The sequence below is a fragment of the Paraburkholderia sp. CI2 genome (assembly GCF_014201055.1).
GTDB classification, from domain to species: domain Bacteria; phylum Pseudomonadota; class Gammaproteobacteria; order Burkholderiales; family Burkholderiaceae; genus Paraburkholderia; species Paraburkholderia tuberum.
The window spans coordinates 190,243-212,841 of record NZ_JACHDL010000009.1; the positions used below are offsets into that span (position 1 = coordinate 190,243).

Here is a 22,599-nt window from a genome sequence, read left to right on the forward strand (position 1 = left end):
TGGTGTCTTTACGGCAGAATGCTCAGCGCTTTCATGTGCGGCGGTGACACCAGGCGCATCCACGCGCGCAAGACGTGACCGGACAGTACCCCTGGTCGCGGTTGCACGGCATTGGACTATGTTCCACGGCGTGCGGTGCGGTAAAGGTCCACGAACAGGACTGATATCAAGGATATCTACACAAGTCGTCAGATAGCAGATGGAACGTGAACCATGGAATACATTGAAAGCTTGCGCCTGTTCCGGACTATCGTCGAAGTCAAACACTTCAGACGTGCCGGGGAAATGATGGATCTCTCGCCATCGGTCGTTTCGCGGGCGATCGCATCGCTGGAAGAGCGCCTGGGCGCGCGACTTTTCCATCGCTCGACCCGACAGTTTTCGCTGACGGAAGCCGCGGAGCGCTTTTACGATGGATGTTGTCGCATCCTGGATGACCTCGATTGCCTGGAAGCCAGTGCGGCGGGCCACGGTCGACTGCCGGCGGGCGTACTGCGACTGGTCGCACATGCGACCACCGCATTGACGTGGCTCGCACCGCTGATTGCGTCCTTTAAACGCAAGCATCCGAACGTCACCCTGGATATCACATTGACCGAGCGGCCCGTGGACCTGACGGCCGACGGTTACGATCTGGGTATCGTCCTGCCTTTCATGCTGGCGACGGATCTGGCTGTGACGCGGCTGCTCCAGCGGTTGCCGCTGGTCATTGTCACAACGGAAGCTTATCTGGGCAGGCGTCCTCGGCCCCGGCATCCGGCTGACCTGGCCGACCATGTGTTCGTCACGGTCCCTCCTTCGATGCACAAACCATGCGTCACCTTTCGAATGGATCAGGAAAACATCGCGGTCCCGATCAGCTACGAAATTGCGTCGAACAATCCCATATTCAATCGCGACATCGTACTCGAAGGATTCGGTATTGGTCTGCTTCCAATCGCCCTTGTTGAGCAGGACATAAAGGCCGGACGGCTCGTTCGTCTGCTGGAAGACTTCGAGATCGCCGATAATGTGGCCGAGGTCCGTCTGGCCTACATCGGACGCGCACTGTTGCCCGCGAAAGTCAGGGCGTTTATCGACCATACCGCGGAGTTCTTCGAACAGGGCATGGGACCTTGCGCTGCTGATTAGGTGGCGCCGCATTGCTGCCGCATGTGGTCGAAGCATGAAAGAACGCCTGCGTGCGACGTGTGCTGCGATAGGGGGCGTTTGACGAAAGGGGCGACAAAGTACGTTGTGGTTAGTATCCCGATGGATTTGGATGTCCTGGGTATCGACCTCCCGCGCTCAGACTTGCCGCGGTTGAAGCGGTCCGAGTCCCAGCATCGTGAGCCAGTGCGGGTGGTCCCGCCCCGTCATCAACTCACCCGGACTTTTGCCTTGACGCTCGGCCCGGCGGCTGCGCACGAAGCGCCGATGCTTCAGGAAGAAGCGCAGTAGGTCGAGGTAAGGGGCGCCCAGATGGCGACGCAGCGTGAAATGACATAGTTGTCACTTGAAGGATTGTTTGTGCTTGATGCTGCCCGTAATCCAGTCGGCATCCAAGCTTCTCTGCAACCAGGCAACGGAATGAGCAGTTGTGCCGGGTTAAGTTGCTTCGCTTAAGGAGATTCATGAGATGGACCAGGTTTCACAGCTGACACGCAATCACGAGATCGCATTGAAAATCCTGCGCCTGTTGCACAATCGCCTGGAAGAGGCCCGGCAACGGTTCGGGCAGAGGACGAGCGACGCAATCAAGGGGGGCGACGGCACGTCCGCGCTCACCATTCCCAACCTGGCGCAGTTCACACCATGGGGTGCCTGGCACTATACGGCCGATTTCGCGCAGCGCTCCGTCCTGTTCTGGGATGCCTTGCGTCAACGCGGCAACGAGTTCATCGAGCGCAACAAGGCCGGGATCAAGCCGGCGTTGCATTTCGACTATGACATAGTGCTCGACGCGAGGCACTTTGAGCGGCCCGTCAACTACGCTCTGCTGTCGATACGGCCGCCGGAGGGTGTCGTGGTCGACGTGAAGAAGCGCCCGTATCTGATCATCGATCCGCGCGCCGGGCACGGTCCCGGCATCGGGGGCTTCAAGGACGATTCGCAGGTCGGCGTTGCCCTGCGCGCCGGCCATCCCGTCTATTTCGTCGTGTTCTTCCAGGAGCCAGAGCCCGGCCAGACCCTGCTCGACGTGTGCGCGGCCGAGCAGCAGTTCGTACGGAAGGTGCGCGAACTGCATTCAGACAGCCCAAAGCCCGCGATCGTCGGAAATTGCCAGGGCGGCTGGGCCGCGATGATGCTTGCCAGTTCGTCGCCGGAAGACACCGGTCCCATCCTGGTCAACGGCGCGCCCATGTCTTACTGGAGCGGGGCGTGGAGCGAGAGCGAGGTGCCCAATCCAATGCGTTATGCCGGAGGCATTCTGGGCGGCACGTGGCTCTCGTCCCTGGCGGCCGATCTTGGCAACGGCAAGTTCGACGGCGCGCATCTCGTGAACAACTTCGAGTATTTGAACCCCGCCAACACGTTCTGGGACAAGTACTACAACCTGTTCGCCAACATCGATACGGAACCGGCGCGCTTTATCGAGTTCGAGCGGTGGTGGGGCAGCTACTACCTGATGAACCGGGAAGAGATCGAGTGGATCACCCGCAACCTCTTCATCGGCAACAAGCTGTGGTCCGGCGAAGTGTCCGGCCCGTCGGGCAAATCCTTCGATCTGCGTGCCATCCGCTCGCCCATCATCCTTTTCGCATCGATGGGCGACAACATCACGCCGCCGCAACAGGCGTTCAACTGGGTCGCTGACATGTACAGCAGCACCGAGGAGATCAAGGCGCGCGGCCAGGTCATCGTCGCCCTGATGCACGAGGACGTCGGCCATCTCGGCATCTTTGTTTCCGGCAAGGTGGCGAAGAAGGAATACACGCAGATCTTCAACGTGCTGGAGACAATCGAGACGCTCGCGCCGGGCCTCTACGGCATGTCGATCAAGGAGGCAAAGGGCGCAGACGGCAAAACGGAATACGAGGTCTCGCTCACCGAACACCGGCTGGAAGAAGCCGTCGAGCATTTCAACGAGTTGCGGCGCGAGGACGAAAAGCCGTTCAAGGCCGTGGCGGCGGTGTCGGAGTTCAACCAGCGAGCCTACGAGCTGTTCGTTCAGCCCTTTGTGCAGCATGCGTCGAACGAGACGACCGCACGGTTGCTGCGCGACTTTCATCCGTTGCGTCTCCAGCGCTGGGCATTCTCGGACCTGAATCCGTGGGTGGCCGCGCTGCGTCCGATGGCCGATGCTGTCAGAGCCAGCCGGCAGCCCTCGAGCGACCTCGAACCCTGGCGCAAGGTGGAGCAGCGCGGCTCGGAACTGATCAGCGCCTCGCTCGATCAGTTCCGGGCGGTAAGAGACGCCAGCATCGAAGCACTGTTCTTCTCCATCTACGCGAATCTTTTCGCAATGTACGACCCGGACCGCCTCGGCGAGCATGGGGCCGGCACGTCCGCCGCCGCCGATCCTCGCAGCCTGCCGTTCGTCCAGGCGGCGCTCGCCTCGCTGAGGCAGGGCGGCTACAACGAGGCGGTCGCGCGCACCGCGTTCCTGCTCGCGCCAAAGGGCGAGCCGCTGCCGCTATCGCGCATCGAGACAGTCAAGCAACTGGTCGATGAATATGCCGACGACCTGCCGCAGTTGCCTCCTGCCGACTGGCGGCGCATTCGCGGGGAGCAGGAACTCATCGCGACTTTTGAGCCACAACAGGCTATCCAGACGTTGCCCGATCTGCTCGCCAGCCCGGAAGACCGAAACCGGCTCCTGAACTTGCTCGACAAGCTGCTGGCCGACCGGCGGGTGCTGCGCATCCCGCCGACACCCGCGCAGGAAGAGGCGCTGCGCGCCATCCGGTCAGTGCTCGGCGCGACAACCGCGCTCGAGTCGCAGCCCCAAAAGGCCCGCGCACCGCGCGTTCGGGCCACGGCATCGTGAGTGCCGCCAACCCGTCAGTGAGGGAACCCGCCATGGAATCCAGACACGTCAAGTACCACGAGCTCATTGCGCAATGCCGCAATCTTGCGCCCATGCTTCTGGCCGTCGTCCCTGTCGATCGTGTTCAATGCCTGCGCGAGTGCGGCACTGTCGGTAGGACCTGTTGTATCCAGAAGTGATGGATGCGGAGTACCGAGTCTGCCAGGGAGTCCGCGAAGGCCTGATGCTGGTCGAGACCGTCCTTGCGTCTCTTGAGCTCATCCCAGCCGGCCTCGGTGCCGTACAACAGGATCACCGTGAACCATTCAGGGTGCTGCGCCATCAAGGGCGACCACGTTGCCTGATCCAGCGTGATGCCCTTGTAATACCCGACACACCACTCGTCGATGATCGACAGCGCCCGGCCGTCATCCCCGTCACGCTCAAGGACCAGGGGTTCATACGCGCAGGGCGTCTCGCGCAGCGTGGCATTGACATCATTCCAGTGCCGGATGATCAGGCCGACGATGCGTTCGGCATCTTCGGCGTTCGCGAACGCGGGTTGGTCCACGCCTTGCTCTGCATCCCAGACCCAGCGCAGCATCGTGGTAGGCATGACGAGGTTCGGACTCGATGCGAGCGCGGTCATGAAACCATCCATCATCGAGACATCCATCGCCTCTTCCGGAGCCGAATCGCTGATCAGGAAATCATCGAGTTGCTCGATCTCCGTGTCAGTCAGCGGCAGCGCGAGCAATGCATCTTGCTTCATTCATTCCCCCTGTTCGTCGGCGCGCGCCCTTTTTACGATGGCAAGCACCGTATTCTTGCTAATGGAAAGCCTCTGTCCAATCTCGCGATACGACTGTCCCATCGCAACGAGTGTCAGAACTTTTGGCGCGAGCTTGTCGGCCTTGACACGCTACCCGGGTTGCCGGCCAAGTGCAATCCCACGAGCCTGAGCGCGGCCGCCTTGCTTCGTCAGTCGCCGCGGCCGATTGGACTGGCGTCAATCAGAAGGCCTTGGTCGAAAATCGTGGACCTCGATCGCGACGAGAGTCGGAGCTGGCAATGGAGCATTGCCGACCGGCAGCGGCTTTACCGTCCTGCGAGTCGGTACCAGGAATCCATCGAATTCGCGAAAGTCCTCGCAGATGTGAGCGGCCCGCGCCCAGCGGCCGATAACCATGGCGGTGTAATCGATCCTGCAAAGGCGATGTTGCCTATCGAAATAGAAATCCTGGACCCGGCTGTGCGTTGGAATGTCGCTGGGAAAGGTCGCCCGGATTCTTGGCCATATCCCGGCCGAAGTCGCCAGTGGCGGAAGTTCTTGGAACGTAAAGCCGCCGCGCAAGAATAAGAAAGGTGCTGTCAGATAGTTCCAGAACGCGTAGGCGCCGAAATAGACAAAGTCGAGGTCGTCCCAGTAGATTTGCCGTCGCCAGCCACGAAATGCTGTTCGCGGTCCGTCGCGGCGAGCCAGGATAGCCCCGTCTCGCCCGACGACGCGAACAAGTTCTTCTCCTTGAAGTTCACTCGTTTCGCCAACATGCGGAAAATCGTTGAAAGCGAAACGAGGCTCGTCTGTCGACGCGCGAACCTGCACTTGTCGCAGTATTGGCCGTCGCTTTGCGGTGAACAGAAGGCCGCAGGCGGAAACCGTCGCCTCGATCTCCGCCAGTTCGGCCCATCGCGCTGCACCGCCGTGCGCCTCAATCGCTGCTCGGATCGAATCCGGCAATGCGTTGCTCTGTTCCATGTCGATGCTCCTCAATTACCGCGTTGCCTGCGCGCCAACCCATGAGTCGAGGAAACGATGGTTTGATAGATGCCAATTAGTCGGGAGCCCGATATCGCGGGAAGCCTTGTAAAAAGCATCCAGGATCAGCTTCCATCTTTCAACGTCCCACTATACCGAACGTTTCTCGCACAAACTGGATAGCGCACGCCGATGCTCAAGCGGCCGCGATCGCAAATCAGCGGGCCAAGCGCTGACCGTGCCCCCACCTTTCATATTTGCCGTGCCTATCATATATGATATTATAATCATGTATGATTCATTGAGCTTGCTCTCTTACCGCAGTGCGGCTCCCTCATTTCACGCCCGGCCGCGACCGAATGCAACACCGCTTACCTAGGTATCGCGTGCATGAGCCAGATCTCTCAAATGCATACTCTTCGCCGCGCTTGCGCCGCGCGACAAATAGTTGCAGTCATTTTTCACCTTATCGCGCTGACGATGTTCGGCCTGATTCCGGTTGCCGCCAACGCAGCGACGCTGCCACCCCTTAGCATAGATGCTCCTGCTGATTCTTCGCCATCCATGGGCGCGGGCTCCGAGGCATTACCAAGGCTCGGTGCGCTTCAGGAAAAACAGGACCAGATCCGGCAGCGTGCTTCGACGGCAACAAGCGATGCGCAGCTGTCCGAGCTGGACGCATTGAGCCGGCGCGTCGCCGAAGACGTCGACAGGCTGATAACCACGTCGCTGGAGCCCGATCGCGCGAAAACGCATGCCCAGCTCGACGTACTCGGAACAGCACCCGCTTCCGAATCCGCCGCGGAAACTCCCGCGGTCGCCCAACAGCGCAGCGTTCTCGCCGCTCAGCAATTGCAACTCGATGCCGAACTCAAGCAGGCGGCAACGATCAAGGAGAACCTTGCCAACCTGAGCGCCCAGATCACGCGACTGCTGCAAAACCATCTGAAAGATCAACTGGCCCTTCGTTCCGACAGTGTAGTCAGCGCCGCGTTCTGGGCGTCGGCGCTCCACCCGGACACGGCTGACTATCAACGTCTGCGAGACTTCAATGCGCAGATCGACAGGCAGATTCAAACGACATGGCAACCGGGGCAGCGGGTTGCAACGTCCCTGCTTGTGCTGCTCGCCCTGGTCGTTGCAACGATCGGAACACGGCTTCTTGACAGAGCATCAGAACGGCTCTGCCTACGCCGCCTTCCGGAAGGCCGGATACGGCGCAGCGCGATGGCGATCTCGACCGTCGTCGCGTCTTTGGTGACCACCATATGTGCCATTGATCTGCTCTACTTCGCGTTGACCCGTCAGCAGGCGCTGCCTCCTGCGCTGCAAAGCTTCGCCAGCGAAATCATCAAACACGTTGTGACCTGCGCGCTTGTCGCCGCTCTCGGCCGGGCATTGCTTTGCACACGACATCCGTCATGGCGGTTGCCGGCCATCGCGGATCCAGTCGCTCGCGCGCTACGCCCTTTCCCACGGACACTGGCCGCACTGCTGCTGTTTTCAGGAGCCATCGAGCAGATCAACCGGGCCGTCGATACCAGCGTGCAACTTACGCTCTTTACTCGCGGCGTGGTGGCATTGGTGGTCGCTCTGACCATCGGGATGTCGCTTTTACGCGCAAACCGGGTACTCACTGCGCTCGCCGCTGCCGGAGAATCGCCTGAGGCGCGTTCTACCCTCGCTGGCATTATTCATGCCGCCGTCAGCCTTGCCGTCGGAGCCTCTCTGATTGCATTGCTCTGTGGTTATGTTTCGTTCGCGCGGTTCCTGACTTACGAACTGGTCTGGTTCGATCTCGTACTGAGCAGCGTTTATCTGCTGACGAAGCTCGCTCATGATGTTTGCGAAACCGTATTTTCGCCATGCCACGCCAGCGGCAAAACAATCAGGCATCTATTCGGGCTGCAAGATGTTCATCTCGAACAGGTGGCAACGGTACTCTCTGCGATCCTGCGCAGCGCATTGATGCTCGCCGCAGTCATCGCACTGCTTACGGGCGGCCTCGGGACAACGCCCCGAGATCTGGTCGATAGCATTCTCGGCGTATTCGGTGGCGAGCGATTACATGCGCTCAATATTGTTCCCGCCCATATCTTCAGCGCTATCTTTACCTGTGCAGTGTGCCTGTATCTGGTTGGGCTCATGCGCAAATGGCTGGACGCCGAGTTTCTGCCCAAGACGCAAATGAGTTCGGGTATGCGCGCGTCGCTGGTGACGGTCTTCGCCAACGTCTGCTATGTCCTCGTCGCGCTGCAAACCTTGTCCGTACTCGGCGTGAAATGGCATAACCTGGCGTGGATCGTCAGCGCATTGTCGGTAGGCATCGGCTTTGGTCTGCAGGAAATCGTTAAAAACTTCATTTCCGGGCTGATATTGCTTGCTGAACGGCCGGTCAAAGTAGGCGACATGATCAGTATCACCGGCATTGAAGGCGATATCCGGCGCATCAGTGTGCGTGCGACCGAAATACAGCTCGCAGACAGATCAACGGTGATCGTGCCCAATTCGCACCTGATTTCTCAGAATGTGCGCAACGTGACAATGGGAAACAAAACGCAGGGGGTTGTCACACTGGCCCTTACTTTTGCGCTGGACGTCGATCCGGAGCAGGTGCGCGATGTTCTTCTGCAAGCTTACCTGGATCACCCATCGGTTCTCGATCGTCCCGCGCCATCGGTGATCTTTAGCCAGTTGACGCCTGACGGTATGACATTGACTGTTACCGGCTATGTCGGTAGCCCGAGAATCGCCGGGGATACCAGAAGCGATCTGCTATTTGCAATCCTGAAGCGACTACGTGCTGCAGAAATACCGCTGTCGATCTCTCGAACCGTCGTAGTCCGAAGTACGAGCGATATCATCTCGAACCAGGAACCCACCGATCGCAATTCCGGTCCGGTAGAGCTCCGTGTCCTGTCTGCAATCAGCGAGAATAGATAGTCGTCGACGTGATTTCTCGCACTCATGGGACTGGTAAAAGCCGTTATCGGTGGCTTGCTGGCCCTCGTTACACCGGTGATCGCAGCTCTACGCTATCGCCCACCCGGAACCGCTTTCCGCCGGGCGAATCCAGCGAAACACGTTCCTTGGTGTAGGTTCCGTTCGCTTGCAGGCATTCCGAGTAACTGATAACTGTCATCCAGTCATAGACTTTTCCGTCCTGGGTCACTGCAGCGATGCGCTCTGCCATGCCACGCGGCGCACGCGCAGTCTGCTGCAGTACACCGTAGTAACGGCACTTGCTGTCCGCTGACCGTAGCACTACGAGTCCGCCGAGTTGATTCGTACCTGCGACGCTTTCAATCGTTGCGTTCATCGAGGAATCGCCGGCTGCATGCGAACTCGCTGCGAATAAAATCAGCAGCGCGGCAAACCACTTTTTCATTGAAGACTCCTATGGGTTAAAGGAAGGGTAGCGGCTGCTTTTGCGCCGAGGTCCGATTGTCAGCGCTTGAACGTGAATCGTTGTGCTGGCTAATCCTTTGTAAATAACGGAGCCGGTATCCACCGCAAAACTGAGCACATGCTGTGTCAGATGTGGGTTGCAGTATATCGACAGCGCGTCGTTATTCGACGCGCGCAATTGTGAGTTGCCATTTCATGAACATGGAGGTTGGGTGGCTCGCGAATCGTTGGCCGGACAAGGTAGACCCCGAGTTATCCAAGCGTATCGGTTCTTGACGCGCCTATACATTCGCCGTCCGCTCGCAAATTACGTCGGTTGGGCGGCCTTCATCAAATGCACGTCGCAGCACGAGGGCTCCGAGCCCCGAGATCGCCGTTCGGTACGGCGCCCTGTCGTTTCGCGACCGTTGCGCGCGGATAGATGCCTCTCGACGTTGCAAGCTCGGAAACAATGTATTGAAGAGAACTATTTGTAATCAAACGATAAGAAGATGACGGACCTCAACGGAACGGGCACACGGACTTCAAGACCTTGCCTGGTCGTTGTTTCGCTAACCCTGCGTCTGTTGTTCCTGGCGCTCGAGACTGGAAGCTTCATCATGGCTAAAGCGTTCATGCCCGTTCTCACTGTCGTGTCAGTCATCGCTCTCCCCACGGCCACCTCTGCTCAGGGCAATGGTCCTCTGACGCGTGAGCTAGTGCACGAAGAAGTCATCCGACTGCAGCTAGCGGGCTCTGACCACCCCAACGGTGACGCACACTATCCGGCGAACATCCACGCGGCGCTGGCGAGCGTGGCGGCTCAACAGCAGGCGTTCAGTGGGCGCGGTGGCGTGAAACTGGGCTCCGCAGTTTCGGGGGTACCGGCGATGGCTCAGCTGGCCTCGTATCGTTCTATCTACAACGAAAGTTGATTGGACATCACGGCGGGGCAAGCCGCAGCCTTGTCTGGCTTTCCATAGCGACGTCGGCGTACCCCCTTCGGACGCGAGGTTCAGCGGAAGGCGTAGATGTCGGGAATCTGCCTTCGGGGTCGGCCGGCCCCGGAATCACCAGGTTCGGCCACGCGGGGATTCACTTCAACCAGCACCAACGAGATTCCCTTTTTTGTCGCGCAGCGGAATTCGCCAGGTTGAACCCGTTCGGTTTTTTGCGCCATGGCCTTACCGTTTTGCGCCGGATCGCGGCAGGCCCGCTTCATCGAATAGGAGAAAGTTTGTGAGATTCAGGATAGTTTTGCTTGCGCTGATCGCGACTACGGCCGTATGCCTGAATAGCACCGCGCAAGCGCATGTGCGCGTCGGTGTCCTTGTGGGTATCCCGCCCCCCATGATGATGGCGCCCCCCGTCGTCTACTACGCTGCGCCCGCCCCACTCGTCGTCCAGTCGGTCCAGCCAACCCCGAGCACCGTCTACGTCGAAAAAACGCAGACGAGTCCGCCGTCGGGTACCTGGTGGTATTGCCCGGTGACAAAAAAATATTACCCGTACGTGAAGGGGTGTTCGAGCGGCTGGGTGGAAGTGCCGGTGAGGCCAAACGGGCCGAAATGACATGAGCAAAATGAATTCCCTCTCTCTGGCAATGCGCACGAAACGGGGCGTATCCGCGCTAGTCACCGCCGCGGTCAGCCTGAGCTGCATCATCGCGCTCGACGGCTGTGCTGGCATGCCGACAGGTCCCACAGTGATGGCCCTGCCCGGCACGGGCAAGTCCTTCGATCAATTCCGCGCCGACGACGCGACTTGCCAGCAATTTGCTTCCCAGCAGACCGGCGGCGTGAGCACCCAACAGGCCGCAGCGACAGGCGCCCTCGGCGGTACGGTCGTCGGCACCGCGCTCGGGGCGGCGGCCGGTGCGGCGTTCAACGGCCGCCGCGGCGCAGCGGTCGGCGCAGGCGCAGGTCTGCTCGGCGGCAGCATGATCGGCGCCGGCATGGCGCAAAGCTCGGCCGCCAGCCTTCAACACCGCTACGACCAGGCGTACGTTCAGTGCATGTACGCAAATGGCGAGCGTGTGCCGGTCCCGCGCAGCGCCGCCAATGTGTACCGGACGCACGACGAAGCGACGCCTCCGCCGCCGGCCTACGATACGGCGCCTCCACCAGGTTACTGAACCAGGCACGCCGACGTTTCGTGGCGCGTCAGGCTGGCTTGGCTAGACCTGTAAATCGAAGATCTCCGCGGATATCTGCACCGCGAACTTTCGAGCCAGAGGCGCCGACCATCGAATTCGCCGATCGTCGCGCTGCGCGCGATGCAGCGGTTTCTCACCGTGATGGGTCTTGTGCCGTCCGGTCTCGAGGAAGCACTACCTCGAATCCGGAGATGGCGTCACGCGACGCTTCCAGCCAGCCTGACGAACGATGATGTGGAACAGCTCATCAAGTGCGGGTCGACGCTGCGACGTTTCAGCCGCTGCGAAACACAGCAATCATATTGTTGCTCGCCAGGACCGGGATGCGGGCTGCTGAAGTCATGCACCTCGGTCTGGATGCGTAAAACGAAGCGATGTTGTCACCGCATAATGCCCACAAGGGAAGGGCGGAAGCCCGGACGCCGGTTGTCCGGCACGGGGAGCTTCGATGGTAGTAATAGAACGGATAACGATGACGATGCGCAGCCGGCTTCAGTAAAGAGGCGAGCGAGCCGTCGCGTTCTTCGCTTCGGCTCGTATCTGCATGGCCGCTCTGGCGCCGAGCTTTGAGCAGGGCGCTACATGCCTTCCCGTCAGACGGATTCCGCGGTCGTCCCCGATTGCGGTTCCCGATGCGCGGCCGTCACTTGCCGCGCCTCCACCGCCCACGCAATGACAGTTCAATCGCGCCAATACCGACGCCAACCGTATTGGACGTTCAACGCGATTGATACACTTTGAAAATTCCTCCACCGGGCTGCTCGCATCGCCAGCGGAAGCGTCATAGCCAGGCGCTTGCATGCCCGCGCCGCAACGCTCTGGCGCGGGCAGGACCGGGAACGCTGGTTGCGGGTTGATCACGATGGCCGCGGTTAGCCACGGTCACCCGCAATCTCACGTAGGAGAGCGTCATGACTTCGGACAAGAATTCGAATCGTCAGCCATCGAATCCGGCACAGCCCGGCCGCGACAGCGGACAGCAGCAACAGAACCAGACTCCTCCGACGCATCAGGGCGGCCAGCGACAGCCCTGAGCGCGATGAGTGACGGCGTGTCCAGGCGTCGTCGCTCGAAAAAACCGGAACCCCGACGTAATAGCGCCGCTAATGGCGGATCGTGACTACGAAGGCGAAGTGGAAAAACTACACATCTATCTGTTCGGCGCGCACGATGCGGTTCGGCACGAGCAGGCGCTGATCCGGCTCGACAAGGCCGGCTACATGGTCACGCTCGCGCGGGTCGTGGTCGAAGATCTACCGACCTATGCGCAGGCGCGCGACCGCCCCGAGCTGCAGAGTCTGATCCGACGAATCGCGCCGCGCGACACGCTCGTCGTGCTCGAGCTGGCCGCGCTCGGCTGCAACGCGCGCGACATCCTCGCCACCGTGATGCAGTGTCGGAAGGCCGGCGTGGCGCTGCGTTGCGTCGAAGTCGGCCATACCGATCTGGCCGGGCGCCCCGAGCCCTCGGCGGTGAAGGCATTGCGCGCGCTGGTGCGGCTCGACGCCGCGTGCCGCAGCCTGCGCAGCCGCGACAGTCTCGCGGCCGTTCGCGCGAGCGGCAAGCACACGGGCAGGCCGCCGTCGCTTTCCGAGCAGCAGCGTCAACGCGTGCTGCAATCGCTCGGCAGGGGACAGTCGGTCAGCGAGGTCGCGCGGCGCTTCGGCACGTCGCGTCAGACCGTGATGCGCATTCGCGCGGACACGCCAGCCGTGTAGAAATTGCGTGCCGGAGCCCGGGATCACTGCGAGTCGTCGAGGTCTGGAAAAGCCTGATCGAACATCGTGCGCAAGTGTGCGGCTGGTCCGCCCACGTGAACAACGCGGGCGGACGCGAGTCGCTGAGCGTCGATCTGGTCGATTGCCCTGCGGATCGCCTCGCGATTATCTCGGCCGCGTTGAGCTCGGGACCGATGACCGTGCTGGCGACCGACACTGAATGCGTGCGCGGAAATAACGCGCGGTGCGCGGCAGCCCTTCGTCAAGCGACGTGCCCGGCTGCCAGCCGAGCAGTTGTGTCGCCAACGAGATGTCCGGCTGTCGATGCCACGGATCGTCGGCCGGCAGCGGCCGTGTTTCGAGCGACGACGCGGAGCCGGTCACCGCGACGATGCGCTGCGCGATCTCGCGCATCGACACTTCGTGCGGATTGCCCAGGTTGACCGGGCCGCCTGGATCGTCGGCGCTGTTCATCAGCAGAATGAAGGCGTCGATCATGTCGTCGACATAGCAGAACGAACGCGTCTGCGAGCCGTCGCCATAGACGGTCAGCGGCTCGCCGCGCAGCGCCTGCATCATGAAGTTCGACACCACCCGGCCGTCGGCCGGATGCATGCGCGGGCCGTAGGTGTTGAAGATGCGCGCGATGCGGATCGACAGACCATGCTGACGGCGATAGTCCATGAACAGCGTTTCCGCGCAGCGCTTGCCTTCGTCGTAGCACGAGCGCGGACCGATGGGATTCACGTGGCCCCAGTAGTCTTCTTTCTGCGGATGGACGAGCGCGTCGCCATACACCTCGCTCGTCGACGCCTGGAAAATCCGCGCTTTCACGCGTTTGGCGAGCCCGAGCATATTGATCGCGCCGTGCACGCTGGTCTTCGTAGTCTGCACCGGATCGTGCTGGTAGTGGATCGGTGACGCGGGGCACGCGAGGTTATAAATTTCATCGACTTCCACATACAACGGGAACGTCACGTCGTGACGCATCAGTTCGAAGTTCGCGCAGTCCAGCAGATGCGCGATGTTGTCCTTCGTACCGGTATAGAAGTTGTCGACGCATAGCACGTCGTGTCCCTGCGCGACGAGCCGTTCGCACAGGTGCGAGCCGAGAAAGCCGGCGCCGCCGGTGACCAGAATGCGCTTGCGGGTAAGTTCTTTCATGGTGCGTGATCCTGTGGTTGGACCGCATGAACGTTGAAAATCAGCGTGGCATCACGCCGTGACGTGCAGCAGCGCGTCGTGCCAGTCCTGCGCGAAACGGTCGATATGAAAGCGTTCGAGCGCCGTGCGCCGCGCGCCTTCGCCGAGCCGCCGCGCTTCGCCGGAATCGCGCAGCAGCCCGAGCATGGAGTCGACGAGCGCGTCGAGGTCGGTATGCACGAAGCCGTTTTCGCCGTTGCGGATCACGGTGGCGAGCTCGGCCGTCGCGAGACCGACGATCGGCATGCCGATCGTCATCGCCTCGACGATCGCGAGGCCGAGGCTGGTCCAGCGGATCGGATTGAAAAAGAAGCGGTAGCGCGCGCTGAACGCGGCCAGATCGAGGTTGCCGATTTCACCGATGCCGTCTAGCCGCTGTGCGTCCATGCCGACGAGATCGAGCGGCACGCGCGTGCGCGTTTCGCTGAAGACATCCGCGCCGAGCCGCCGGCCGCGCTGCGCGAGATGATTGACGACCACGATGCCGCGCTGCAGTTCGCCGCTGTAGCGCACGCCGTCGGGCACCACGACGCCATGTTCGATTACGCGCGTCGGCGTGACGCCGCTGTCCCACATCAGCCGGTTGAAGTGCGTGACGTGGACCAGCAGCGTGCCGGGATCGTCGACCCAATGGCATTGCTCGAACGGGTTTTCCTGCGGCGGGTCGTGCTCGACATAGACGCGTGGCAGACGTTGCTGCGCGGTGCTTAGCACGTGCTCGCGGTCGTGGTCCCAGTGGATGCGATGCTGGTACAGCACCACGTCGAACTCGTGGTTGGCCACGTCGTCGATTGCGATCTCGTGCACGTTGTCGCCCCACGGCAATACGCCGACCTTGCCGGCATAGCCGGGCGGATGACCGGGTTTCGTGACCAGATAGAAATCGTGCGGCGTCTGGCTCAGGTAATACATGTAGTTGCCGTGCACGTGCCAGGTCAGCACGCGCAGCCGGCGGCAATTACGCAACATGGTCCAGATCCTCGAAAGACAGCGAAACGGTTCCCTCATGCAGACTGCCGGGCGTGCCTGGTCGCGCGCCGGGCGCGCGCGCAAGCTGCTCGCGGGCGGTCTCGACCACCTGTTCGACCTGCACGTTCAGCGCGCACGGATGACCATACGGGCAGTCGCGGAACATGCACGGCCGGCACGCCGGATAGTCGGCCAGCACGCGATGCCGCGCATGATCGAGCGGCGCCCAGCGCCGCGTGTCGCTGCCGCATGCGATCACAACCGACGCGCTCGCCATCGCCGCGGCGATGTGCGAGATGCCGGTGTCGTTGCAGACCACGAGCCGCGCACGCGCGACCAGCGCGGCGAGTCCGCCGAGCGACGTCGCACCCGCCAGATGCAGCGCGGGCGCGCTCATCGCGCCGAGCACCGCGCAGGTCAGCGGCGCTTCGGCGGCCGTGCCGGTGATCGCGATCTGCCAGCCGTCGGCGGCGAGGTGGTCGGCGACGGCCGCGAAGCGCTCGGCGGGCCAGCGGCGCGACGGCAATTGCGAACCGGGGTGAACCAGCACGAGCCGCCCGTCTTCGATGCCGTGATACGTGCGCAGCGCGGTGTACTCGTCGAGGTCGAGCTTGGTGAGCGGGAACGTCAGACGCCGGTCGTGCGCCGGCGCGCCGAGTGCGCTCATCAGCGCGAGATAGCGCTCGGGCTCCGGCAGCGCATCGGGCCAATCGATGAAGCAACCCTTGCGCGGTACCTCGTCGGGCTGCACGAAGCCGGCGTCGGCACATGCGCCGAGTTGATGCAGCAGATCGTTGGCGATGCCGCCGCTGCCGTGCAGCTGGACCGCCAGATCGAAACGCCGCTCGCGCATCCGCGCGAAGAACGCGGGCAAGCCATGGTTCGATTCGGGCTGCTCGGGAAAACCGACCGCGCCCGGAAACACGATCAGCTCGTCGACGAGCGCCGCATAGCGCTCGACGAACGCGCGTGCCCATGGCAGTCCGATCAGCGCGATATGCGCATCCGGCGCGGCCGCGCGCAGTGCGCGCAAGGCGGGCACCGCGCACAGCATGTCGCCGAGCTGCAGCGCGCGAAACACGGCGATACGGCGCGGCGCGAGCGCCGCCAGCAGCGAGGGTGGGGTCATGGAAAGAACACCTTGAAACGGATGGCGCCATAGAGCCGCCAGTAGATCGATAGAAACGGAATGGGGATCGACGTCCAGAGCATTTCGGCGACGTGGCGCCAGCCGTGGTTGCGCCCGCGCAGCCGCCGCGCGCAGAAATAGGCGGTCAACCCGCACCACGCGATCAAACCCGCGCCCGCGAGCATCGGCTGATCCGCGAACGAATCGCCGATCGCCAGCAACGCGGCGCAGAGAATCGCGTAGTACAGCAGCGGCGGCCGCGAGCGGATGCGCGTTCGAAACAGTTCGGGATGCTTGCGATAAAGCAGCGCATCGAACTGGCTCTTTTTCTGCTGCGCGATGCTGACGCCCCAGCGCGCGGGCCGCACCGGATGCACGACCACCGCGTCGCGGGCGCGCACGATCTGGGCGCCCGCGGTAAGCAGCGTGAACTGCAGGTCCGAATCCTCGCGCCACGCCGACGTGAACCGTTCGTCGAAGCCGCCGGTCGCGACGAGCGCCGCACGCGTGACGAACACGTTCGCGGTCGCGAATTCGGCGCGCGCGAGGCCGCTCGCGTCGGCTTCGTAATCGGTCGGCAGATCGGGCGGCGAGGGCAGCGGCACGACGATCGTGCCGGCGGCCGCCGTCGCGCCTTGCGCGAGGGCCGCGACGCCAGCCGTCAGCCAGTGCGGATCGGGCAGCGTGTCGTCGTCGGTGAAGGCGATCAGCGAAGCGCGCGCATACTGCCAGCCCGCGTTGCGCGCGCCGGCCGGCCCCTGGGTGCGCGTGACCGGGAGGTAGTGCACTTCTAGCCCGCGCGGCGCCATCTCGCGTGCGAATCGTTCGACGCAGGCGCGCGTGGCGTCATCGGGACCGTCGTCGCAGACCACGATCTCGTAGCGGTGCGGCGCGAACTGCTGCGCGCATAGCGCGGCAAGACAGTTCGCGAGCATCGCGGGACGGCGGTAGGTGGGCACGACCACCGACACGTCGGGCCTCGACTGCGTGCGCAACGTGCGGCCGGTTTCCTCGTCATCTTCGCTGCTGTAGCGCGCGGCCACGCCGCCATGCAGGGGCGACGGACACATGACCGAGGCGTTCATGCGCGGCCCCCCGCCTTGTCGACGAGGAACGGGCCGATCACGAGCGCGTCGAGCGGCGAGGTCCAGAACGACTCGACCGCGTCGCGCGGCGAATTCACCATCGGCTCGCCGCGCGTGTTGAACGACGTATTGACGAGAATCGGCACGCCCGTGCGCTGCTTGAACGCCGCCAGCAAGTCGTAGTACAGCGGGTGCTGCGCGCGGTTGATGGTCTGCACGCGCGCGGTGCCGTCCACATGCCGCACGGCCGGAATACGCGCGGCCTTGTCGGCGCGCACGTCGAACACGAACAGCATGAACGGCGCGGTTTGGCCGTTCACGAACCATTCGTTGGCTTCCTCTTCCATCACGACCGGCGCGACCGGGCGAAAGTCCTCGCGATCCTTGATCTCGTTGAGCTTCGCCTGCATCCGCGGATCGACCGGCGATGCGAGGATCGAGCGCGCGCCGAGCGCGCGCGGCCCGAATTCGGTGCGCCCCTGATACCAGCCGATGACCTTGCCTTGCGCGAGCAGATCGGCGGTCTCGCCGGCGATATCGGCGAGTCGCCGGTACTGTACTTTCGACCAGCGCAGGAACTGCTCGATTTCCGCTTCGCTGTATTCGGGCCCGAGATACGCGTGATCCATTTTCCAGTGACGCTCGCGGTCGCCGCGCGCGGCACGCTCGCGATAATCGGTCCACAGTGCCGCGCCAAGCGCGGTGCCAGCGTCGCCGGCCGCCGGCTGTACCCACACTTCGCTGAACGGCCCCGCGTCGCGCACCTTCGAGTTCATCACGCAGTTCAGCGCGACGCCGCCCGCCATGCAGAGCCGGCTCAAGCCGGTCTGCCGATGCAGCCAGTGCGCGAGTTCCAGCACGGTCTCCTCGAGCACGCGCTGCAACGAATTGGCGATATCGAAGTGGCGTTGTTCGAGCGGCCCGCCGCGTTCGCGCGCGGGACCGAAGCGTTCGGTCAGCCGCGGGGCGTCGACGGTATAGCTGCCGTCCTGCCGATAGCGGACGATCTCGCGGAACACCTCGACATAAGCCGGCTTGCCGTACGACGCGAGCGCCATCACCTTGTACTCGTCCGACGAGTGCAGGAAGCCGAGCCAGTCGGTGACCGCTTCGTAGAGCAGCCCGAGCGAGTGCGGCAGCTCGACCTGTTTCAGACGCTTGTACTCGCCGCCGACGAATTGCCCCATGCTGGTCGTCACGCCCTCGCCGCGGCCGTCCATCGTCAGCACGGCGGTGTCGTCGAACGGCGCGGCGAGAAACGCGCTCGCCTCGTGCGCGAGATGGTGCTCGACGAAGTGCCATGCGAAGCCGTGCTCGCGATCCACGCCCTGGAAGCGCTTGCGCAGATGATGCGGCGCGCCGTCGAGCAGCTGGCCCTTCGCGTTGGCGATATAGCTGAGGAACAGCGGGTCCCACGCCGACGCGGACGGGTTGTCCGGGCGCGTGCCGGCCGGATCGAACGGCAGCTCGATCGTCGCGCCCGGCCTCTTCGGCATGCCGCCGAAGAGCGTGGGGTCGTACGAGTAAGCGACGTGAGCGATCGCGGCGAGCGTAATGCCGGCGGCCTTCAGGCAGTAGTCGATCGCATCGAACGGGAGCTGCCAGGTCGAGAACGGCACCGGACGTTTCGCGTGCTTGACGTGCGTGAAGCGTTCGTCTTCGGCGGCGGCGAGCACCACGCCGTCGCGCAGCAGCGCGGCGGCGCTGTCGTGATAGACCGCATTGATTCCGAGTGTGTACATGGCATTAGCAGTGGAAGTGGGTTCAGGGGGCGGTTGGCTGATCGATCAGCGACGGCGTGCTCGTTGTATCGGCGCGACCGGCGCGCTCCGATACACCACGACGTGGCGCATGCGCATGCGCTTGCCGCAATTCGAGTGCCGCGTGCACGACCTCGTCGGTCGGAACGCCGAGCAGGCATGCGTGATGCCCGTGCGGACACACGCTGCGATAGCACCAGCGGCATTCGACGTCGCGATACAGCACGCGTTGCGGCGTTTGCCACGGTGTGTGCTGCGGGTTGGTCAGCGCGTAAAGATCGACGACCGGCGTGCCGAGCGCGGACGCGACATGCACGGGGCCGCTGTTGTTGGACACGAGCACGCTCGCGCGTTCGAGCAGCGCGGCCAGTTCGGCGAGCGTCAGCGCACCGCTCAGGTCGTATAGCTGCGCGCGCGCGCCGGGCGCGGCCGTGCGCATCACGGTCTCGACGAGCGCTCGCTCGCTCGCGCCGCCGGTCACGAGCACCGAGGCGCCGGTTTCGCGCGCGAGCTGCGTGGCGACCTCGCCGAAGCGCTCGGGCGGATAGCGGCGCGACGCAGCGGTCGCGCCTGGATGCAACACGATGCACTCGGTGTGGCGGCAGATGCCGAGCGTCCTCAGTTTCGCGTCGAGCGACTGGCGCGCGGCCGGCGGCACGCGAAAGCGCATGCCGGTGTCGCCCGTCTGCGCGCCGACGTGATGCACCAGATCGAGCTGGCGTTGCACCTCGTGCCGTGTGCGCTGCTGCGGCTCCGGCTCGCGCAGCCAGTCGGTCAACAGCGCGTACGGATTTTCACGGCAATGCGCGAGGCGGCGCGGAATCCCCGCGAGATAGCACAGCATCGCGGCCGGCAACGGGCTCTGGCTATAGACGGTGAAAATCACCGCCGCATCGAAGCCGCCGCGCCGCAGCCGCTGCTGCATGCGGTGATCGTCGAGCAGATCGCGCGTCACGGTCGACGCGGGCGCGACCCACGGCGCGTCGTATTCGATCACATCGTCGACGTCGTCGAGAAACGGCGCGAGCGCGACGCCGCTGCGCGACGCGAGCAGCGTGATATGGCGGTCTTCGGCGGACTCGCGCAGCGCGTGCAGCGCGGGCGTGGTCATCAGCACGTCGCCGAGATTGTCGAGGCGCACGCACAGAATCCGTTTGACCTCGCCGCCCCAGCACACCGGCTGCGACGTATCGGGGGCGCGCGCGTGAGCCAGCTTGGGCGGCGCAAGTGGCAGAGGTGCGTTCACCGTGGCGCCTCCTTGCGGCGCGCCGCGGTGTCCGGCGGCAGGCCGTGCAATACGACGCGTTGCGCGGCCTCGTGGAGACCGGCGGCGCGCGCGCCCGGCGTGCGCTGCGGGCCGGTTCGCCATTCGGTCTCGTGGCCGTTGTCGAGCAGGATCGTGCGGCAGCCGGCGCGATTGCCCGCTTCGACGTCGTCGAGAATGTCGCCGATGAACCAGCTGTTGGCGAGATCGAGCTCATGCTCTTCGGCCGCGCGCAGCAGCATGCCGGGCGCGGGCTTGCGGCAGTCGCAGACGATCGCGTAACGCGCGACGCTGCCCTCGGGATGATGCGGACACCAGTACGCGCCGGCGAGCGTGGCGCCGCACTCGGCGAACATCTGCCGCAGCCGGCGTTCGACGTCGAACAGCGCTCTGTCTTCGAACTTGCCGAGCGCGATGCCGGACTGATTGCTGATCACGAACAGCGCGTACGGGTACGCGGCGAGCAGCGCGAGCGCTTCGCGCGCGCCCGGCGCGAAACGCATCAGCGCGGGATCGGCGTTGTAGGGCACGTCTTCGAGCAGCGTGCCGTCCTTGTCGATGAACACAGCGGGTAGCGTCATGATGGTTCGTGGTATGCGCGAGCTTCGGTCATAAGTCGAAAAAAGGCGCGCCGCAGCCGCTGGACCGGCCGCGGCGTGTTCCAGATGCGCACACCGTGCGGGTTCGCGCGGCGTGCGCCGTCGTCAACGGGACGACGCTCCGGCTGCTGCTCGCAGCGGTAGCTGCGCCGGCTCGGACGCGGTGTCGAGCGATGTTTGGGTCGGTGCGAGCCTTGCCGCACGAGCATAGATTTGCGCGAGCGCATCGCTGACGCCGCGCCAGGTGAAGCCGGTCCGCGCCCGGTCGAGGCCCGCTTCGCCCATCCGGCGCGCGAGCGCAGGGTCGCGCCGCAAGCGGTCGAGACGCGCGGCGAGCGCGTGCGGATCGCGCGGCGGCACGAGAAAGCCGGTCACGCCATCGAGGATCGAATAGCGGATGCCGCCGACATCGGCGCCGATCACCGGCGTCGCGCAGGCCATCGCCTCGATCGGCGTGATGCCGAACGGCTCGTACCAGGGCGTCGTCACGAACACGTCGGCGGCGCTGTAGAAGTAGCGCAGCCGCGTGCGACCACGCCGGCCGACGAAGCTCGTCTGCTCCGCGACGCCGCATTCGCGTGCGATCTCGCGCAGGCGCGCGATCTCCGGCGTCGCGATTTCGTTGGGCGCGTCCGAATTGCCGCCGACTATGTACAGCTGCGCCGACGCGTTGAACGTGTGCTTCAGCACGCCGACGCCGCGCACCACGTTGTCGATGCCTTTGCGCGGCACGAGCCGGCCCAGTTGCAGCACGATGAAGTCGTGCTGGCGCCAGCCGAGCGCATCGCGGGCGGCTTCGCGCTCGACGGGCATGAACTCCTCGGCATCGAAACCGCACGGCACGATCTGGATGCGCGCTGGATCGGCGCGATAGTGTTCGAGCAGATCGGCTTGGTCCTGCGGACATTCGGCGACGAGCACGTCCGAGCCTGCGACCAGTTCGTCTTCGATCGCGAAGCGCTCGTCGGGGAAGCCGTCATCCGTTCCCTGATGAATACGCCGCACGCGGCCGAGCGCGTGAAAGGTCGTGACCAGCGGCACGCCGAGCGCAGCCTTCACTTGCAGCGCGGCGAGGCCGGACATGAAGAAGTTCGCGTGCATCACGTCGTAGGACTGCGGTTCGCGGCGAAAGAACGCGCTCAGAAACGCGGCGAACTCGTCCATGAACGGCAGCAGTCGTTCCTTTGGCAATTGCCGCGGCGGTCCCGCGGGCACATGAATCACGCGCACGCCGTCCATGTCGACGCGCTCGGGCAGCAGTGCGCGATCGCGGCGCGTAAACACGTCGACCTGATGGCCCATTTCCACCAGTTGACGCGCGACGTTCGCGACGTAGATGTTCTGTCCGCCGCTGTCGACGCCACCGGCGACAGCAAGTGGCGACGCGTGTTCGCTGATCAGGGCGATCTTCATTGGCATTCCTTCCTGCGATGAGCGGCTATTGATGTTGACTTTCGTAAGCGGCGCACAGCATGTGGTGTGCCATTCGCATCCTGCGGTGCGGACAAACGACGCAAACGTCGCGCGGAACCGTACGAAGCGCTGTAGCGTGCCCTTTTTCGTGGGTAGAGAAGCGCTGTGGCGTCCCCTGTTTCTACATACGGTCATGTAACTTCGAACCG

At 63.5% G+C, this 22,599-nt stretch carries 18 protein-coding genes; 6 read left to right on the plus strand and 12 right to left on the minus strand.

Features of this window, described 5'->3' with window-relative positions; all coding sequences use genetic code 11:
* Positions 1–213: 213 nt before the first annotated feature.
* Both HDG32_RS15350 and HDG32_RS15355 read left to right on the plus strand, forming a co-directional pair.
* Entirely contained in the window at positions 214–1,131 is a 918-nt protein-coding gene (locus tag HDG32_RS15350) for a LysR family transcriptional regulator (RefSeq protein ID WP_184068413.1), read from the plus strand.
* A 487-nt stretch (positions 1,132–1,618) separates the two neighbouring features.
* Complete coding sequence (locus HDG32_RS15355; protein WP_184068416.1) at positions 1,619–3,970, plus strand: DUF3141 domain-containing protein; 2,352 nt, start codon at positions 1,619–1,621, stop codon at positions 3,968–3,970.
* A gap of 124 nt (positions 3,971–4,094) precedes the next feature.
* Here the strand turns inward: HDG32_RS15355 and HDG32_RS15360 are convergent, their stop codons facing one another.
* The 3 genes from HDG32_RS15360 to HDG32_RS15370 form a co-directional block, all read right to left on the minus strand.
* The gene (locus HDG32_RS15360) at positions 4,095–4,721 is read right to left on the minus strand and encodes a UPF0149 family protein (protein WP_184068419.1); all 627 of its coding nucleotides are present in this window, start codon (positions 4,719–4,721) and stop codon (positions 4,095–4,097) included.
* On the minus strand, positions 4,722–4,838 hold the full coding sequence (locus HDG32_RS37250) for a hypothetical protein (RefSeq protein ID WP_409340034.1): 117 nt from the start codon (positions 4,836–4,838) through the stop codon (positions 4,722–4,724). It abuts the gene before it with no gap.
* Between the two features lie 120 nt (positions 4,839–4,958).
* Positions 4,959–5,708 carry a hypothetical protein gene (locus HDG32_RS15370; RefSeq protein WP_184068423.1) on the minus strand — a complete coding sequence of 250 codons (750 nt, stop codon included), beginning with the start codon at positions 5,706–5,708 and terminating at the stop codon, positions 4,959–4,961.
* 390 nt (positions 5,709–6,098) lie between these two features.
* Between HDG32_RS15370 and HDG32_RS15375 the strand changes: the two genes are divergently transcribed.
* Positions 6,099–8,651: a DUF3772 domain-containing protein gene (locus HDG32_RS15375; RefSeq protein WP_184068425.1), complete on the plus strand. Its 2,553-nt coding sequence runs from the start codon at positions 6,099–6,101 to the stop codon at positions 8,649–8,651.
* 67 nt (positions 8,652–8,718) lie between these two features.
* On the opposite strand, the gene HDG32_RS15380 is transcribed toward HDG32_RS15375, so the two are convergent.
* Complete coding sequence (locus tag HDG32_RS15380; RefSeq protein WP_221307744.1) at positions 8,719–9,096, minus strand: hypothetical protein; 378 nt, start codon at positions 9,094–9,096, stop codon at positions 8,719–8,721.
* A gap of 511 nt (positions 9,097–9,607) precedes the next feature.
* Between HDG32_RS15380 and HDG32_RS15385 the strand changes: the two genes are divergently transcribed.
* The 3 genes from HDG32_RS15385 (at position 9,608) to HDG32_RS15395 (ending at position 12,968) form a co-directional block, all read left to right on the plus strand.
* A complete protein-coding gene (locus tag HDG32_RS15385) occupies positions 9,608–10,030 on the plus strand; it encodes a DUF4148 domain-containing protein (protein ID WP_260336481.1) in 423 nt (140 codons plus the stop codon).
* Between the two features lie 638 nt (positions 10,031–10,668).
* The gene (locus HDG32_RS15390; RefSeq protein WP_260336482.1) at positions 10,669–11,229 is read left to right on the plus strand and encodes a hypothetical protein; all 561 of its coding nucleotides are present in this window, start codon (positions 10,669–10,671) and stop codon (positions 11,227–11,229) included.
* Between the two features lie 1,127 nt (positions 11,230–12,356).
* A complete protein-coding gene (locus HDG32_RS15395) occupies positions 12,357–12,968 on the plus strand; it encodes a recombinase family protein (protein ID WP_184053545.1) in 612 nt (203 codons plus the stop codon).
* Positions 12,969–13,133: 165 nt separating this feature from the next.
* Here the strand turns inward: HDG32_RS15395 and HDG32_RS15400 are convergent, their stop codons facing one another.
* The 8 genes from HDG32_RS15400 to HDG32_RS15435 form a co-directional block, all read right to left on the minus strand.
* Positions 13,134–14,132, minus strand: coding sequence for a UDP-glucuronic acid decarboxylase family protein (locus HDG32_RS15400; RefSeq protein WP_184068431.1), 999 nt, complete (start codon positions 14,130–14,132; stop codon positions 13,134–13,136).
* Positions 14,133–14,183: 51 nt separating this feature from the next.
* Positions 14,184–15,140, minus strand: coding sequence for a glycosyltransferase (locus HDG32_RS15405; protein WP_184068434.1), 957 nt, complete (start codon positions 15,138–15,140; stop codon positions 14,184–14,186).
* Positions 15,130–16,269, minus strand: a complete 1,140-nt coding sequence (locus HDG32_RS15410; protein WP_184068437.1) for a glycosyltransferase family 9 protein — start codon at positions 16,267–16,269, stop codon at positions 15,130–15,132. Before HDG32_RS15410 ends, HDG32_RS15405 begins: the two co-directional genes overlap by 11 nt.
* A complete protein-coding gene (locus HDG32_RS15415; protein ID WP_184068440.1) occupies positions 16,266–17,354 on the minus strand; it encodes a glycosyltransferase family 2 protein in 1,089 nt (362 codons plus the stop codon). The genes HDG32_RS15410 and HDG32_RS15415 overlap by 4 nt, the downstream gene beginning before the upstream one ends.
* On the minus strand, positions 17,351–19,096 hold the full coding sequence (locus HDG32_RS15420; RefSeq protein WP_184068442.1) for a carbamoyltransferase C-terminal domain-containing protein: 1,746 nt from the start codon (positions 19,094–19,096) through the stop codon (positions 17,351–17,353). The genes HDG32_RS15415 and HDG32_RS15420 overlap by 4 nt, the downstream gene beginning before the upstream one ends.
* Before the next feature lie 22 nt (positions 19,097–19,118).
* Complete coding sequence (waaF, locus tag HDG32_RS15425; protein ID WP_184068445.1) at positions 19,119–20,360, minus strand: lipopolysaccharide heptosyltransferase II; 1,242 nt, start codon at positions 20,358–20,360, stop codon at positions 19,119–19,121.
* On the minus strand, positions 20,357–20,959 hold the full coding sequence (locus HDG32_RS15430; protein ID WP_184068448.1) for an HAD-IIIA family hydrolase: 603 nt from the start codon (positions 20,957–20,959) through the stop codon (positions 20,357–20,359). Before HDG32_RS15430 ends, waaF begins: the two co-directional genes overlap by 4 nt.
* A gap of 123 nt (positions 20,960–21,082) precedes the next feature.
* On the minus strand, positions 21,083–22,390 hold the full coding sequence (locus HDG32_RS15435; protein WP_184068451.1) for a glycosyltransferase family 1 protein: 1,308 nt from the start codon (positions 22,388–22,390) through the stop codon (positions 21,083–21,085).
* Positions 22,391–22,599 lie beyond the last annotated feature (209 nt).